The sequence below is a fragment of the Aureimonas glaciei genome, from assembly GCF_014643375.1.
In the GTDB taxonomy this organism is placed as follows: Bacteria; Pseudomonadota; Alphaproteobacteria; order Rhizobiales; family Rhizobiaceae; genus Plantimonas; species Plantimonas glaciei.
In genome coordinates, this window is sequence record NZ_BMJJ01000002.1 from 383,067 (window position 1) to 397,296 (window position 14,230).

14 protein-coding genes are annotated in these 14,230 nt (G+C 68.0%); 8 read left to right on the forward strand and 6 right to left on the reverse strand.

Annotated features, from left to right (window positions below; genetic code table 11):
• The first annotated feature begins 124 nt into the window (after window positions 1-124).
• The 6 genes from IEX88_RS05800 to IEX88_RS05825 all read left to right on the forward strand — a co-directional run bounded on the left by IEX88_RS05800 (window position 125) and on the right by IEX88_RS05825 (window position 7,303).
• A complete protein-coding gene (locus tag IEX88_RS05800) occupies window positions 125-1,012 on the forward strand; it encodes a LysR family transcriptional regulator (protein ID WP_188849622.1) in 888 nt (295 codons plus the stop codon).
• Between the two features lie 92 nt (window positions 1,013-1,104).
• Entirely contained in the window at window positions 1,105-1,578 is a 474-nt protein-coding gene (locus IEX88_RS05805; protein WP_188849623.1) for a formate dehydrogenase subunit gamma, read from the forward strand.
• Entirely contained in the window at window positions 1,575-3,137 is a 1,563-nt protein-coding gene (locus tag IEX88_RS05810; RefSeq protein ID WP_244639868.1) for a formate dehydrogenase beta subunit, read from the forward strand. Before IEX88_RS05805 ends, IEX88_RS05810 begins: the two co-directional genes overlap by 4 nt.
• Window positions 3,138-3,372: 235 nt before the next feature.
• The gene (gene fdhF / locus IEX88_RS05815) at window positions 3,373-6,222 is read left to right on the forward strand and encodes a formate dehydrogenase subunit alpha (RefSeq protein WP_188849624.1); all 2,850 of its coding nucleotides are present in this window, start codon (window positions 3,373-3,375) and stop codon (window positions 6,220-6,222) included.
• A gap of 3 nt (window positions 6,223-6,225) precedes the next feature.
• Window positions 6,226-7,071, forward strand: a complete 846-nt coding sequence (gene fdhD, locus IEX88_RS05820; RefSeq protein WP_188849625.1) for a formate dehydrogenase accessory sulfurtransferase FdhD — start codon at window positions 6,226-6,228, stop codon at window positions 7,069-7,071.
• A complete protein-coding gene (locus tag IEX88_RS05825) occupies window positions 7,061-7,303 on the forward strand; it encodes a formate dehydrogenase subunit delta (protein ID WP_188849626.1) in 243 nt (80 codons plus the stop codon). Before fdhD ends, IEX88_RS05825 begins: the two co-directional genes overlap by 11 nt.
• A 32-nt stretch (window positions 7,304-7,335) precedes the next feature.
• Here the strand turns inward: IEX88_RS05825 and IEX88_RS05830 are convergent, their stop codons facing one another.
• From IEX88_RS05830 to IEX88_RS05850, 5 genes are all read right to left on the reverse strand, one after another.
• On the reverse strand, window positions 7,336-7,938 hold the full coding sequence (locus IEX88_RS05830) for an SAM-dependent methyltransferase (protein WP_188849627.1): 603 nt from the start codon (window positions 7,936-7,938) through the stop codon (window positions 7,336-7,338).
• Window positions 7,920-8,642, reverse strand: coding sequence for a PIG-L deacetylase family protein (locus tag IEX88_RS05835; RefSeq protein WP_188849628.1), 723 nt, complete (start codon window positions 8,640-8,642; stop codon window positions 7,920-7,922). The genes IEX88_RS05830 and IEX88_RS05835 overlap by 19 nt, the downstream gene beginning before the upstream one ends.
• On the reverse strand, window positions 8,639-9,721 hold the full coding sequence (locus IEX88_RS05840; protein ID WP_188849629.1) for an acyl-CoA dehydrogenase family protein: 1,083 nt from the start codon (window positions 9,719-9,721) through the stop codon (window positions 8,639-8,641). Before IEX88_RS05840 ends, IEX88_RS05835 begins: the two co-directional genes overlap by 4 nt.
• Window positions 9,711-10,796: a glycosyltransferase family 2 protein gene (locus IEX88_RS05845; protein WP_188849630.1), complete on the reverse strand. Its 1,086-nt coding sequence runs from the start codon at window positions 10,794-10,796 to the stop codon at window positions 9,711-9,713. The genes IEX88_RS05840 and IEX88_RS05845 overlap by 11 nt, the downstream gene beginning before the upstream one ends.
• A 181-nt stretch (window positions 10,797-10,977) precedes the next feature.
• A complete protein-coding gene (locus IEX88_RS05850; RefSeq protein WP_188849631.1) occupies window positions 10,978-11,718 on the reverse strand; it encodes a TetR/AcrR family transcriptional regulator in 741 nt (246 codons plus the stop codon).
• A 106-nt stretch (window positions 11,719-11,824) separates the two neighbouring features.
• Here IEX88_RS05850 and IEX88_RS05855 point away from each other — a divergent pair, with 106 nt between their 5' ends.
• Window positions 11,825-12,643: an SDR family oxidoreductase gene (locus tag IEX88_RS05855; protein WP_188849632.1), complete on the forward strand. Its 819-nt coding sequence runs from the start codon at window positions 11,825-11,827 to the stop codon at window positions 12,641-12,643.
• Between the two features lie 2 nt (window positions 12,644-12,645).
• Window positions 12,646-13,158, forward strand: a complete 513-nt coding sequence (locus tag IEX88_RS05860; RefSeq protein WP_188849633.1) for a MaoC family dehydratase — start codon at window positions 12,646-12,648, stop codon at window positions 13,156-13,158.
• A 70-nt stretch (window positions 13,159-13,228) separates the two neighbouring features.
• Here IEX88_RS05860 and IEX88_RS05865 read toward each other — a convergent pair whose 3' ends face one another.
• A complete protein-coding gene (locus tag IEX88_RS05865) occupies window positions 13,229-14,065 on the reverse strand; it encodes a transglutaminase-like domain-containing protein (protein WP_188849634.1) in 837 nt (278 codons plus the stop codon).
• Between the last annotated feature and the right edge of the window lie 165 nt (window positions 14,066-14,230).

Here is a 14,230-nt window from a genome sequence, read left to right on the forward strand (position 1 = left end):
GAAACGCGGCCGCGGCTCGATGGCTGGACAGCCTTCTGCGAAGGGCCGCGAGGCGCGCCTTCCGGATCGGCACGGGGGAGACGCCACCTGTCGCCGGCGCGGCGCCGGGTGCTATGCTTGCCAAATGATCGACAAGCTCGAATATTTCATCGCCCTCGCCCAGGAACGCCATTTCGGCCGTGCCGCCGAACGGCTCGGCGTGACGCAGCCCACGCTCTCGGCCGGGATAAGGCAATTGGAGGAGCGTCTCGGCGTCACACTGGTCAACCGCGGCTCGCGCTTCCAGGGCATCACGCCGGAGGGCGAGCGCGTCTTGGCCTGGGCCCGGCGCATCGTCGAGGACGTGCGCACCATGCACGACGAGATCCGCGCGCTGAAGCTCGGCATCTCCGGCCATCTGCGCATCGCCGTCATCCCGACCGCGCTCGCCGTCGTCTCCCGGCTGACGACGCCTTTCTTCGAGCGCCATCCCGGCGTCACCCTCGAGATCGTCTCGCAGACCTCGTCGGAGATCATCAAGGGCATCGAGGATTTCGAGATCGACCTCGGCATCACCTATCTCGACGACGAGCGGCTCGGCCGCATCGACAAGCAGATGCTCTACGACGAACGCTATTGTCTGGTGACGACGCGCGGCAATCCGTTTGCCGACAACGAAACCGTCTCCTGGTCCGAGGCGGCGTCGATTCCCCTGTGCCTCCTTTCCAACACGATGCAGAATCGCAAGATCCTCAACGGCCTGCTCGGCTCGTCCGGGACGCGGTTCGAGACCGTGCTGGAGTCCAACTCGATGATCGCGCTCATCGCGCATGTGCGCACCGGCCGCTTCGCCACCATCATGCCCTATCGCTCGGCCGAGATCCTGGGCCTCGGGGAGCCGATGCGCGCCATCCGCATCGTCGATCCCGATGCCGCCTACCGCATCGGCCTTGTCGCCGCCCGGCGCGATCCCCGGCCGCCCCTGGTGGCGGCCTTCTGGTCGGAGGCCGCTGACGCGAAGCTGGATCGATAGAAATCCTCTATCGTCGAACGGAAGTCACGCATTGATTTATGTATGAAATGGGCGTCATCTGATTGAAACGGTTCTAAGGGAGGCGGGAACCCGTGACTTATCAGACGGCGTTCGACGCCGCGGACGCGACCGAGATCATCCATGAATTGCGGGGCCTGGAGGGGCCGCTCCTGCCCATCCTGCACGCCTTCCAGGCGCGCTTCGGGCAGATCGGCGAGGAGGCCGTGCGGCTGATTTCGGCCGCGCTCAATCTCTCGCGCGCCGAGGTGCATGGCGTGGTCTCCTTCTACCACGATTTCCGCAAGGAGCCGCACGGCCGCCACGTGCTGAAGGTCTGCCGCGCCGAAGCCTGCCAGTCGATGGGTAGCGACGCGATCGCCGATACGATCGAGCGTTCCCTCGGCATCAAGTTCGGCGAGACCTCGGCCGACGGCCAGGTGACGCTGGAAGCCGTCTACTGCCTCGGCCTCTGCGCGGCCGCTCCCTCGGCCATGCTGGACGGAAGGCTCGTCGCCCGCCTGTCGCAGGCCAAGGTCGAAGCCCTGGTCGAGGAGGTCCGCCTGTGACCCGGATCTTCATCCCGCTCGACTCCTTCGCCGTCGCCTGCGGCGCCGACGAGATCGCCGACGAATTCCTGCTCGCCATCACCAAAGCCGATCTCGACGTCACGATCGTGCGCAACGGGTCGCACGGCCTCGCCTGGCTGGAGCCGCTCGTCGAGGTCGAGACGCCCGAGGGCCGCATCGCCTATGGGCCGATCGAGCCGGGCGACGTCGCCGGCCTCCTCAAGGCGGGCTTCCTCGAGGGCGGTGATCATCCCAAGCGGATCGGCGACGTCCAGGAGCATCCCTTCCTCGCCAATCAGACGCGTCTGACCTTCAAGCGCTGCGGCATCATCGATCCCCTGTCCCTCGACGACTACCGCGCCCATGGCGGCTTCGACGGGCTGAAGCGCGCGCTCGCCATGACGCCGCAGGAGATCGTCGGTGAAGTCACCCAGTCCGGCCTGCGCGGCCGCGGCGGCGCAGGCTTTCCGACCGGCGTGAAGTGGAAGACGGTGCTGGAGGCCGAGGCCGACCGCAAATACATCGTCGTCAATGCCGACGAGGGCGATTCCGGCACCTTCGCCGACCGGATGATCATGGAGGGCGACCCCTTCTGCCTGATCGAGGGCATGATCATCGCCGGCCTCGCCACGAAGGCGACGAAGGGTTTCGTCTACACCCGCTCGGAATATCCGATCGCCATCCGCGTCGTCGAGGAGGCCATCCGGCTCGCCTATGCCGCGGGCATCATCGGCCCCTCGGTGATGGGCACGGGACCGGCCTTCGACATCGAGATGCGCGTCGGCGCCGGCGCCTATGTCTGCGGCGAGGAGACGGCGCTGCTCGAAAGCCTCGAGGGCAAGCGCGGCCAGGTCCGCGCCAAGCCGCCTCTACCGGCGCACAAGGGCTTCATGGACCGCCCGACGGTGATCAACAACATCATCTCGATCACGTCGGTCCCGGTGATCCTCGCCGAGGGCGCCGAGCAGTACAAGAATTTCGGCACCGGCCGCTCGCGCGGCACGATCCCGATCCAGATCGCCGGCAATGTGAAGTTCGGCGGCCTCTACGAGACGGCCTTCGGCCTGACGCTCGGCGAGATCGTCGACGGCATCGGCGGCGGCACGGCCTCGGGCCGGGCGGTCCGGGCGGTCCAGGTCGGCGGCCCGCTCGGCGCCTATTTTCCGCGCGAGCTCTTCGACACGCCGTTCGACTACGAGGCCTTCGCCGCCCGCGACGGCCTCATCGGCCATGCCGGGCTGGTGGTCTTCGACGAGAGCGTCGACATGCTGAAACAGGCGCGCTTCGCCTTCGAGTTCTGCGCCATCGAATCCTGCGGCAAGTGCACGCCCTGCCGCATCGGCGCGGTGCGCGGGCTGGAATCGGTCGAGAAGATCATCGCCGGCGACCGCCCGGCGGAGAACATCGCGCTGGTCGAGGACCTCTGCAACACCATGAAGTTCGGCTCGCTCTGCGCGCTCGGCGGCTTCACGCCCTATCCCGTGATGAGCGCCATCACGCATTTCCCGGAAGATTTCCACGGCCACCATCCCGCGCCCCTGCGCGAGGCGGCGGAATAATGGGAATGGCTGCGGTCGCACCCCCCCTCTGTCCTGCCGGACATCTCCCCCTCAAGGGGGGAGATCGACTGGTCCGGCACAACGCAGCGGGTGCAACCACCAACGACGCTGCGACACTTGTTAATCTGATGATCTCCCCCCTTGAGGGGGAGATGTCCGGCAGGACAGAGGGGGGCGCCGTCGAGCGCTTTCGCCCTTTGTCCGCCCGCCAACCCTTGCACGGGGAGATGCACCCATGAGTCTCATCCAGGAAATCGACTTCGGCACCCCGAAATCGAAGGCCGAGAAGGAGGTGACGCTCACCATCGACGGCCGCCGCGTCAGCGTGCCCGAGGGCACGTCGATCATGCGCGCCGCCATGGATGCCGGCATCCAGGTGCCCAAGCTCTGCGCGACCGACATGCTGGATTCCTTCGGTTCCTGCCGCATCTGCGTCGTCGAGATCGCCGGCCGCAACGGCACGCCCGCCTCCTGCACGACGCCCGCCATGGAGGGCATGTCGGTCACCACCCAGACCGAGCGGCTGAAGCGCATCCGCAAGGGCGTGATGGAGCTCTACATCTCCGACCACCCGCTCGACTGCTTGACCTGCGCCGCCAATGGCGACTGCGAGCTGCAGGACATGGCGGGCGCAGTGGGCCTGCGCGAAGTGCGCTACGGCTATGACGGCGAGAACCATCTGGCCAAGGAAAAGGACCAGTCGAACCCTTATTTTCAGTTCGACCCGGCCAAATGCATCGTCTGCTCGCGCTGCGTACGCGCCTGCGAGGAGGTGCAGGGCACCTTCGCGCTGACCATCGAGGGCCGCGGCTTCGACAGCCAGGTCTCCGCCGGCATGATGTCGGACAATTTCTTTTCCTCCGAATGCGTCTCCTGCGGCGCCTGCGTCCAGGCCTGCCCGACGGCGACGCTGGAGGAGAAGTCGGTCATCCAGATCGGCCTGCCCGAGCATTCCGTCGTCACTACCTGCGCCTATTGCGGCGTCGGCTGCTCGTTCAAGGCGGAGATGCGCGGCGAGGAGCTGGTGCGCATGGTGCCGTACAAGGACGGCAAGGCCAATCGCGGCCATAGCTGCGTCAAGGGTCGCTTTGCCCTCGGCTATGCCACGCACAAGGACCGCATCCTGAAGCCCATGATCCGCGCCACCTACAAGGACGAGTGGCGCGAAGTTTCCTGGGACGAGGCGCTGGGCTTCGCTGCGTCGAAGATCAAGGAAATCCAGGCGAAATACGGCCGCGGTTCGGTCGGCGCCATTTCGTCCTCGCGCTGCACCAACGAGGAGGTCTACCTCGTCCAGAAGCTGGTGCGCGCCGGCTTCGGCAACAACAACATCGACACCTGCGCCCGTGTCTGCCACTCGCCGACCGGCTACGGCCTGTCGACGGCCTTCGGCACCTCGGCCGGCACGCAGGACTTCGACTCGGTCGAGAATTCCGACGTCATCCTCGTCATTGGCGCCAACCCGACAGATGGCCATCCGGTCTTCGCCTCGCGCATGAAGAAGCGGCTGCGCGAGGGCGCCAAGCTCATCGTCATCGATCCCCGCCGCATCGATCTCGTCCGCACCCCGCATGTCGAGGCCGAGTATCACCTTCCGCTGACGCCCGGCACCAACGTCGCGATGATGACGGCGCTCGCCCATGTCATCGTCACCGAGGGCCTGATGGCCGAGGAGTTCATCCGCGACCGCTGCGACTGGGAGGCTTTCCAGGACTGGGCGACCTTCGTTTCCGACGAAAGCCGTTCGCCGGAGGCCGTCGCCAAGATCACTGGCGTCGATCCCGACCTCGTGCGCAAGGCCGCGCGCCTCTACGCCACCGGCGGCAACGGCGCGATCTACTACGGCCTCGGGGTCACCGAGCACAGCCAGGGCTCGACCACGGTCATGGCGATCGCCAACCTTGCCATGGTCACCGGCAATATCGGCCGGCGCGGCGTCGGCGTGAACCCGCTGCGCGGCCAGAACAATGTCCAGGGCGCCTGCGACATGGGCTCCTTCCCGCACGAGTTCACCGGCTACCGCCACGTGTCGCGCGACGACGTCCGCGAGACCTTCGAGAGCCTGTGGAAGGTGAAGATCGACAACGAGCCGGGCCTGCGCATCCCCAACATGTTCGACGCCGCCGTCGACGGCACGTTCAAGGGCCTCTACGTCCAGGGCGAGGACATCCTGCAGTCCGATCCCGACACCAAGCACGTCTCGGCCGGCCTCGACGCGCTGGAACTCTTGATCGTCCAGGACCTCTTCCTGAACGAGACGGCGAACTACGCCAACGTCTTCCTGCCCGGCTCGTCCTTCCTGGAAAAGGACGGCACCTTCACCAATGCCGAGCGCCGCATCAACCGCGTGCGCAAGGTGATGAGCCCGAAATCCGGCTATGCCGACTGGGAGATCACCCAGCGCCTGGCGCAGGAGATCGGCATGGACATGAACTACAGCCACCCCTCGGAGATCATGGACGAGATTTCGAAGGTCACGCCGACCTTCGCCAATGTCAGCTATGCGCTCTTGGAAAAAGAGGGCTCGGTGCAGTGGCCCTGCAACGAAGAGCATCCCGAGGGCACGCCGACCATGCACATCGGCGAGTTCATGCGCGGCAAGGGCAATTTCGTCGTCACCGAATATGTCGCGACCGACGAGCGCACCGGTCCGCGCTTCCCGCTGCTGCTCACCACCGGCCGCATCCTGTCGCAGTACAATGTCGGCGCGCAGACGCGGCGCACCGACAACGTCGTCTGGCATGACCAGGATCTCCTGGAGATCCATCCGCACGACGCCGAGATGCGCGGCGTGCGCGACGGCGACTGGGTGAAGCTCGACAGCCGTGCCGGCTCGACCTCGCTGCGCGCCAAGCTGACCGACCGCGTCGCCGTCGGCGTCGTCTACACCACCTTCCACCACCCGATGACGCAGGTGAACGTCATCACCACCGACTTCTCGGACTGGGCGACGAACTGTCCGGAGTACAAGGTGACGGCGGTGCAGATCTCGCCCTCCAACGGCCCGACGGAATGGCAGGAGGAATACCGCGAACTGACCGAGGACAGCCGCCGCATCGCGCCGATCCTCGACGCGGCGGAGTAGGGGATGTCGGAAGGCAGGACGCCCGGCCAGGCGCTCGCGTTCCGGAGCGGGCGCTTCGTCGCCGTCGACCGTCCGGTGCCGGCGGAAGCCGCCGTGGCGATTTCCGTCAACGGATCGACCCATGCGGTGATGATGGCGACGCCTGGGGATGTCGAGGATCTCGGAATCGGTCTCGCCCTCAACGAAGGCATCATCGCCAGCCCGGACGAGATCGAGCGGCTGGAGATCGTGACGACCGACCTCGGCCTCGACTGCCAGATCTGGCTGTCGGAGGAACGCGGCCGGTCCTACACGGCACGTCGGCGGCAGATGACCGGCCCGGTCGGCTGCGGCCTCTGCGGCGTGGAATCCCTGGCGCTGGCGACCAGGGAACTTCCCGTCGTCGCCGACGAATTGACCATCGCGCCCGCCGCGATCGTGGCGGCCATGGCGGCGATGGCGGGCGAGCAGGTGATCGGCCGCCGGACCCGCGCCGTGCACGCCGCCGCCTTCCACCGCGAGGGCAAGGCGCGCCTGGTGCTGACGCGCGAGGATGTCGGCCGCCACAACGCGCTGGACAAGGTCGCGGGAGCACTGGCGCAGCAGGGCATCGATCCGGCGAGCGGCTTTCTCACCATCACCAGCCGGGTGTCCGTCGAACTGATCCAGAAGACGGCGATGATGGGCTGCGGCCTGATCGCCGCCGTCTCCGTGCCGTCGGCCCTGGCGATCGCGGAGGCCGAGGCCTCCGGCGTCACCCTCGTCGCGGTCGTGCGCGGCGACGAGTTCGAGATCTTCACCCATCCCGGCCGCGTCGTCGGCGCCGCCGCAGCCTCTGCCGCGCTCGAAGAGACCAGCCATGCAGCATGACAAACTGATCCACATGGCGAACCAGATCGCCACCTTCTGCGCCTCCAACCCGCGGGGCGCGCGCCAGACCGCGGACGTCGCCGACCACATCAACAAGTTCTGGGAACCGCGCATGAGGGCCAAATTGTGCGAGCGGCTGGAGAGCGGAACTGCGGAGGACGTCCACCCACTGGTCATGCAGGCGCTGGCCCATATCCGTCGTCCGGTCGTCGACGCCGCCCCGCTGTCCTGAGCCCAGGCGGGGCCGTCTCCTGCCCACGGGATTCAGTGTGGGCGCGGCCGCCTCGGCGCGTCGAAGGCGAGGACCTCGAACCGGCCGTGTCGTTCGTGGAAGACTTCCGCCATGCGGCTGCCGAAGAAGTGCCGCGCCGCGTGCTGGGCGCGTGCCGGCTTCTGCGCCGCGTCGGCAAAATCCATGAGATGATGCACGATCACGATGCGCCCGCGCGTCACCTCGGCCAGACGCGCCATCATCAGGCCGGCATCGCGTTGGGCAAGGTAGTAGAGAATTTCCGAAACGACGACGAGATCGAAGCGGCCTCTCGGCATATCCTGGGGCAGCACCGCCTGAAGCGTCTCGACGCGCGGGAGATGGGCCGTGCGCCGTGCGGCTTCGGCGATGACCGTCGGGGACGAATCCAGCGCCAGCAGGCTGAGGCTCAGCGGCGCCAGCGCCAGCGTGGTCTCGCCGTTGGCGCAGGCCAGTTCCAGCGTCCTGCCGCGGACGCGGTCGCCACAGGCGCGCAGCAGCGCGCGCCGCTTGAACGCCTCGAACGGCGAGGCGCCGTAATTCCACGGGTCGACATCGCCGCGGAACATGGCCTCGAAGCCCTCGGGGTCGATCGCCTTCACGGCAGGGGCGACCAATAGATCTCCGAAGGTCCCGTCAGGCGCTCGATCGTCGATGTCGTCAGGCGGAAGGCGGTGGGATCGTCGGCGATCAGGGCTGTCGTTTGCGAGATGTGCGCCTCCGTCGCGGCGCGCTTGGCCACCACTGCCGACCGAACATCGAAGCTGACCTGCACCGCCTCTCCGACGCGCGGATGGTCCCCGTCGGCTCCGAGCTCATCCAGCCATATGGCGTATTCGAGGCGTCTGGGATGACGGTCGGCCTGGCGAAGCGCCCGGTCGACCAGCAGCCAGGAGTCGCGGTGGTCGCAATGCGGATCGCGGCGCCAGGGCAGGAGGACGAGGTCGGGATCGAAGTCGGCGAGGAGGTCCACGATGCGGGTTCGCGCGGCGACCTCGGCCTCGCTGCCCGAGGACGGCATGGCGGCATCGGGCAGACGCAGGAAGGTGCGACCCGCATCGTGCACCCCGAGCCGCGACAGCGCGTCCGACGCCTCGATCTCGCGCTGGGCGCGGAGAGCCGATCGCGTCCAACTGGCCGAGCCGGGATGCGACGCGCCTCCGTCGGTGACGAAGAGAAAGTGGAACTGCCGTCCGAGGCAGGCGAGCGACGCCACGAGCCCGCCACAGCCGAGCGACTCGTCGTCGGGATGAGGGGCGACGACGAGGATGCGCTCGGCCGTCACCGATTTCGGGTGGAGGGAGAGGGAAGGAGGAGTCATGCGTTCATTCCAGGCGCCCAGCGCCCCGCCGAGATGGCCTCGCCAAGGGCGGCGAGGGCTCCGTCGGGATTGGGCTGGCGAAGGTAGGTTCTGAGGTCGCGGACGAGCCTCTCCAAGGGGTGAGGGGCGATGAAGCCACCGGCGCCGACGCTGCGTTCGGCCAGTTCGAGCACGGCGAGCGCCTCGGTCTCGACCACGGTGCGAAAGGCATTGGAGGTGGAGACGAGACGCTCGCTCGACGTCGGCGTCTTCGCCTCGGCGGCCTCGCGCCAGGCGGTGGCGGCGCGGTCGAGCCAGGCATAACCGGTCTCGACCGCGATCCCCATCCGCGCGATGCGCTGGCGCTGATAAGGGTCGCCGTCGCGGCGGATGCGCGCCAGATGCTCGACGGCGACGTCGAAGACCGCATGCATGCCCCCGAGTTGCACCGCGGCAAAGCGGATCGCGCCGCCGGAGAACCAGGGCTGGGCGATGTAGTCGTCGGGCCGGCCCAGCGCCCATTCAAAAAGCGCCGTCCGGCCGGTGAAGTCGACGATGTGGCTACCCGAAGCGTGCATGCCCATGGGTTTCCACCAGCTACGATCGATCTCGAGGTCCTCCAGCGGCACGACCAGCATCTGCCGTCCGGTGGTGGTGGCGATCGTGACGATGGCGTGGCTCAGGCCATCGACGCCGGAGCTGAAATTCTTCGCGCCGATCAGTTGGCCGTCCTCCAGCCGCAGCGGATTGCCGGGCATGTCGGTGTTCCAGACGCCGAACACCCCGCCCTTCGCCGCCACGGCCCGCGCCGCCTTGCGCTGCGCCGGGGTGCCGCAGGTGTCGATGAGCAGCATGGCGTTGCAGTGCCCCTCGAAAATGCGGCCGGTCGACAGGCAGCCGCGACCGACGGCCGCCAGCAGCAGCAGCAGCGTGCCGATGTCCGAGACCGCGACCGGCGGGGCGGCGATGTGGCCGCCGGCGCGAAGGATATCGAAGCTCTTGGCTGGAAACTCGCCCGACCGATCGCTGTCTGCCGCCTGCGCGGCCAGACGTTGCGTCAGCCCGGAAAAGACCGGCGCATCCAGGCGTTCATGCTGCACGGGCGATCTCCTCGATCTGCGCCAGGAGACGTTCGGCTTCCGCGAAGGCCAGGTCGATGGGGACGGTCGACGGCGCGTCGGGTTCTTCGCCGGCCAGGAGTTCGACGAGCTGTGCGGCGGAAAGGGCGAGGCCGTCTTCATCGAAGAAGGCGCTGGGATCGAGGGCGAGATCGCGCGCCACGGCGGCGCGCTCAGTGGGGGAGGCGTCGCCGAGCTGCCGCAGACGGCGACGACGTTGCAGCCTTGCCAGAACGCGTTGCGGATCTTCGACGAGGAGAGGCGCCCCCGTCGCCTCTTCACGCATCCACTCTCTCAGGCAATCGGCCATGCCGCCGGATGCCCGGCCGACGAGGCGGGCCGACACCTCGGTCTCGACATCCAGCGGATGCCGGATCCGGTAGCCCGCAGCGGCGACGCGCGTGACGAAGGCGAGATCCTCGCGCCGCGGCAGCGCGGGCAGGCCGCCGACCGCGGCGTAAACGTCGGCACGAACGGCAAGGCTCGCACCGGTATGGTCGCTATGACGTGGCCAAGGATCGTGGGCGATGGGATCCACCACGGCGGCCAGCTGGTTGATCAGGTCGGCATAGCGCAGATGCTGGACGGCTCGCCGGCGGAAGCCCGGCCCAAGCTGCGCTTCCTCGGCGGGATCGCCGCGAATGTGGCCGCCGACGAGGTCAACCTCCTGGAGATGGCGCAGATTGGCTTCGACCCAGTCTGACCTCGGCACGGCGTCGGCGTCGGTGGTCAGGATCGCGGTCCCGTCCGCTCCGGCGCGGGATTGGGCGGCCATATCCATCGCCAGGCGGCGTGCCGTGCCGACATGGGCGTCACCGCCGGCAAAGTGGATGTCGATCAGCTCGACCGACAGGCGCGGCTCCAGCCGCGTCGCCTCGATGACCGCGGTGCGAGAGCCGTCGTCGCAATTGTTGAGGACGATGACCACCTCGAGCGGAAGGCCCGAATGGGCGTGCCAGGTCTGATTGGCGAGGGCCGCCAGCAGGAGCGGCAGACGCTTTTCCTCGTTGCGGGCGGGGATCGCCACGATCGGCCAGTGGCCCGCCGTCCGTCTCATAATGCTGCTGCTCCTCGATGCGACAGAGATATGAACTGGCGAATCGGAGATATGTTCGCTTTTCTGTAGCCGGCTCTGAGTCTTTGCCCGGCGAGGGCGCGAGGAGGCGGCCAAGCCGGGCCACCGGAACGTCCCGGTTATCGACGAGGCCGTCGAGACGCCGGCTCTCGGCATTTCGGAACTAGCTGAACTCCTCCGCGATGATCGCGGGACTGGCGCCGGCGCCGCGCAGGGCGAAGATCGTCAGGGTGCGGGCAAAGGCGGAACGGTCCCCCTGCTCTTCCTGGCCGCCCAGCGCCTCACGGGACAGCGGCGCGTTCAGCACCGCGAGCAGCGCCGCGGTGCTGAGCTCGGGCGACAGGAGGGCATCCATGTCGCCCTCCGCAATCGCGGCGGCCAGCGTCTCCCCAAAAAGCGCCTCGTAGCGCTCACGCGCCCGGACGAGGGCTGCCAGGGTCGCGCGGTCCTCCTCGTCGATGCGTTTGCCCAAATGAATGGCGACGCCCTCGAGGATCGCGAGCTGGAAATCCCGCCGCGTCAGCATCGCCTCGACATGCGCCATGGCCATTCGGGCGAGCCGCGTCACCGCGCGGTCGCGCGCCGCGGCATGCGGCTCTACGGCCGCCATGTCGATCTCGATGCCGCGTCGGCAGACGTCGAAGAACAGGTCGTTCTTCGAGCGGTAGTGATGGTAGACGAGCCCCTTGGTGGCGCCGAGGCGGCGGGCGACATCCTCGATCGAGGTCGCGGCAAAACCCTTATCCATGAAGGCGGCGGCGGCGGCCTGCAGCAGCCTGTCGCGCGACATCTGCCCTTCCGGCGTGACCTGCTCCAGCCGCCCGGCGGTGAACGCAGCCCGCCGTACCGGAGGCAGGCGCTCCCCAGAGCCTGACCCTTCGGCGGACGCGCCCTTCTGGTCCATGGCGGATGCTCCCCTGCCGCGTCGCTCGCTGGCCAAGAGTGGACCGCCCGGACGCGATGATGTCAAATCCGCCGCGACCGGCCGGAGCGGCCAGCGGGAGGATACAATGGGAATTCTGGACAGGCTGTTCTCGGTCGAGGGCAAGACGGCGCTCGTCACCGGCGGCGGCACCGGCATCGGCCGGATGATCGCGACCGGGCTTGCCGCCGGCGGGGCGCGCGTGCTGATCGCCTCGCGCAAGGCCGAAGCTTGCCTCGCCGCGGCGGAGGCGATCAATGCCGAGGGGCACAAGGGGCGCGTCGAGGGCTTTGGCGGCGACGTCGCCACCGAGGCTGGGGTAATGGCGCTGGCCGCGGCCCTCGGCGAGCGGACCGACCGGCTCGACATCCTCGTCAACAATGCCGGCGTCTCCTGGGGCGCGCCGCTGGGCACGTTTCCGCACCAGGCCTTCGCCCGCGTCATGGACGTCAACGTCGCCGGCCTGTTCACGCTGACGCAGCAGCTCCTGCCGCTGATGGAGCGGCACGCCTCGATCGACGACCCGGCCCGCGTGGTCAATCTCGGCTCGGTGATGGGCGCCGCGCCGCTCGGCGGGGGCGCCTATTCCTACGCCGCCTCCAAGGCCGCCGTGCACCATCTGACGAAGATCCTCGCCAAGGAACTGGCCGGCCGCCATGTCACGGTGAACGCGCTGGCGCCCGGGCCTTTCGCCTCGAAGATGACGGCGTTTGCCACCGGCACCGAGGCGAAGGCGGCGGCCGTCGGGCGCGGCGTGCCGCTCGGGCGGATCGGCCGGGCCGACGACATCGCCGGCGCGACGCTGTTTCTTTGCAGCCGGGCCGGGGCGTATACGACGGGAGCGATTCTGCCGGTCGACGGCGGTATCGGGGTCGAGACCGGCCATGAACTGTTCGAGGAGGGATAAGATTGTCCGATGCCACGAGGCGCGCCGAAGAGGCGGCGCTGCAGAGCAAGCTCATACCGCTCGCCGACTATCGCACGCTTCTCGGCGGCGAAGAGCGGCTGTCGGACTGGCTGACGGTCGACCAGGCGATGATCGACCTCTTCGCCGAGGCGACGATCGATCACCAGTTCATCCATGTCGATCCGGTCCGCGCCAAGGCCGAGGCGCCCTTCGGCGGGACGATCGCGCACGGCTTTCTCACCTTGTCGCTGCTGTCGCGCCTCGCCTTCGATGCGCTGCCCGGGGTCGAGCACACGCGGATGGGCATCAACTACGGTTTCGACAAGGTACGCTTCCTCAACCCGGTGAAATCGGGCGCCCGCGTGCGCGGCCGGTTCAAGCTGGTGGATCTGACCGAGCGGGCGGTGTCCCTGCAATCGGCCTGGGACGCGGCGATCGAGATCGAGGGCGCGGTCAAGCCGGCGCTGACGGCGCACTGGATCACCCTCGCCGTTCTCAGCCCGCCGCAGGACTGACGCCGGACAGGAGTTTCAACGCGGGGAAGGGGAGAGCGTCGCCCGACGGGACCGCCCTCTCGCGGCGATGTCAGTGCGCGGAGACGCTCACCGCGTCGATCGTCGGCACGTACCAGTCTGGCGGCTCGACCGGCTCGATGAAGACCTTCATCTCGCCGGGCTCGACCGGGCCGATGAAATTGGCGAAGGCGACCTCGGCGGCATCGCGGCCGACGCCGATCCGCACCAGGCCCTCGATCGCCGCCTGGCGGGTCGGATCGAAGAGATACCAGCGGCCGCCGAGATAGGCCTCGAACACGGCGTGGAAATCCGGCGGCCGCAGGCGCCAGGCATAGACGCTGACATAGCGGGCCGGAATGCCGAGCGCCCGGCAGAGCGCGATGCCGAGATGGGCGAAATCGCGGCAGACGCCGGCGCGGTCGACCAGCGTATCGAGCGTCGACGTGTGCAGGTCGCTCGATCCGGAGATGTAGCCGAGCTGACCGTAGATCCAGTTGCAGATGCCGGTGACCCGGTCGTGCCCGCGGCCCATGGCGCCGAACTCGATGGTGGCGAGGTGCGCCAGCCGGTCCGCCTCGCAGTAGCGGCTGGGGATGAGATAGGGCAGCACGCGCGGCGGCAGCACCGCCGCATCGGTCTCGGCGATGCCGGTGGCGTCGAGGCGCAGCGGATGGTGGTCGACGATCGCCTCGTAGCGAAGCGTGACCGGACCCGGCCCGGTTTCGAAGCGCAGGCAGCGATTGCCGGTCTCGGGCATGACATAGGTCTCGATCGTCTGCGGCGGATCAATCTCCAGCCGTTCCTCGATCACCATCTGGCTTTCGTTGCCGACCGCCTGCACGTTGAAGAAGAACAGCGCACGGTCGTAGGCTTCGTAGGAAAGGGTGCAGCCGAGCTTGAATTTCATAAGAGATGTCCGGCAGGTTCGAGATCGGCGTGGCAACCTCTCCGCTTTACGCGACGGCGACGTTGACGGCCATATGCCGACGCGTGATCCTGCCGAAAGGTGGGCCGAATTCACAGAGCGCTTTGCGGGTGCCGACCGAGTTTCGGTTCCGGCCGGCGGGTACTC

Bases quoted from the DNA above. Each gene is read 5' to 3' on its own strand.
- IEX88_RS05800 (WP_188849622.1), top strand. From the start codon at position 125: ATGATCGACAAGCTCGAATATTTCATCGCCCTCGCCCAGGAACGCCAT.
- fdhF (WP_188849624.1), top strand. From the start codon at position 3,373: ATGAGTCTCATCCAGGAAATCGACTTCGGCACCCCGAAATCGAAGGCC.
- fdhD (WP_188849625.1), top strand. From the start codon at position 6,226: ATGTCGGAAGGCAGGACGCCCGGCCAGGCGCTCGCGTTCCGGAGCGGG.
- IEX88_RS05825 (WP_188849626.1), top strand. From the start codon at position 7,061: ATGCAGCATGACAAACTGATCCACATGGCGAACCAGATCGCCACCTTC.
- IEX88_RS05835 (WP_188849628.1), bottom strand. From the start codon at position 8,642: ATGACTCCTCCTTCCCTCTCCCTCCACCCGAAATCGGTGACGGCCGAG.
- IEX88_RS05845 (WP_188849630.1), bottom strand. From the start codon at position 10,796: ATGAGACGGACGGCGGGCCACTGGCCGATCGTGGCGATCCCCGCCCGC.
- IEX88_RS05850 (WP_188849631.1), bottom strand. From the start codon at position 11,718: ATGGACCAGAAGGGCGCGTCCGCCGAAGGGTCAGGCTCTGGGGAGCGC.
- IEX88_RS05855 (WP_188849632.1), top strand. From the start codon at position 11,825: ATGGGAATTCTGGACAGGCTGTTCTCGGTCGAGGGCAAGACGGCGCTC.
- IEX88_RS05865 (WP_188849634.1), bottom strand. From the start codon at position 14,065: ATGAAATTCAAGCTCGGCTGCACCCTTTCCTACGAAGCCTACGACCGT.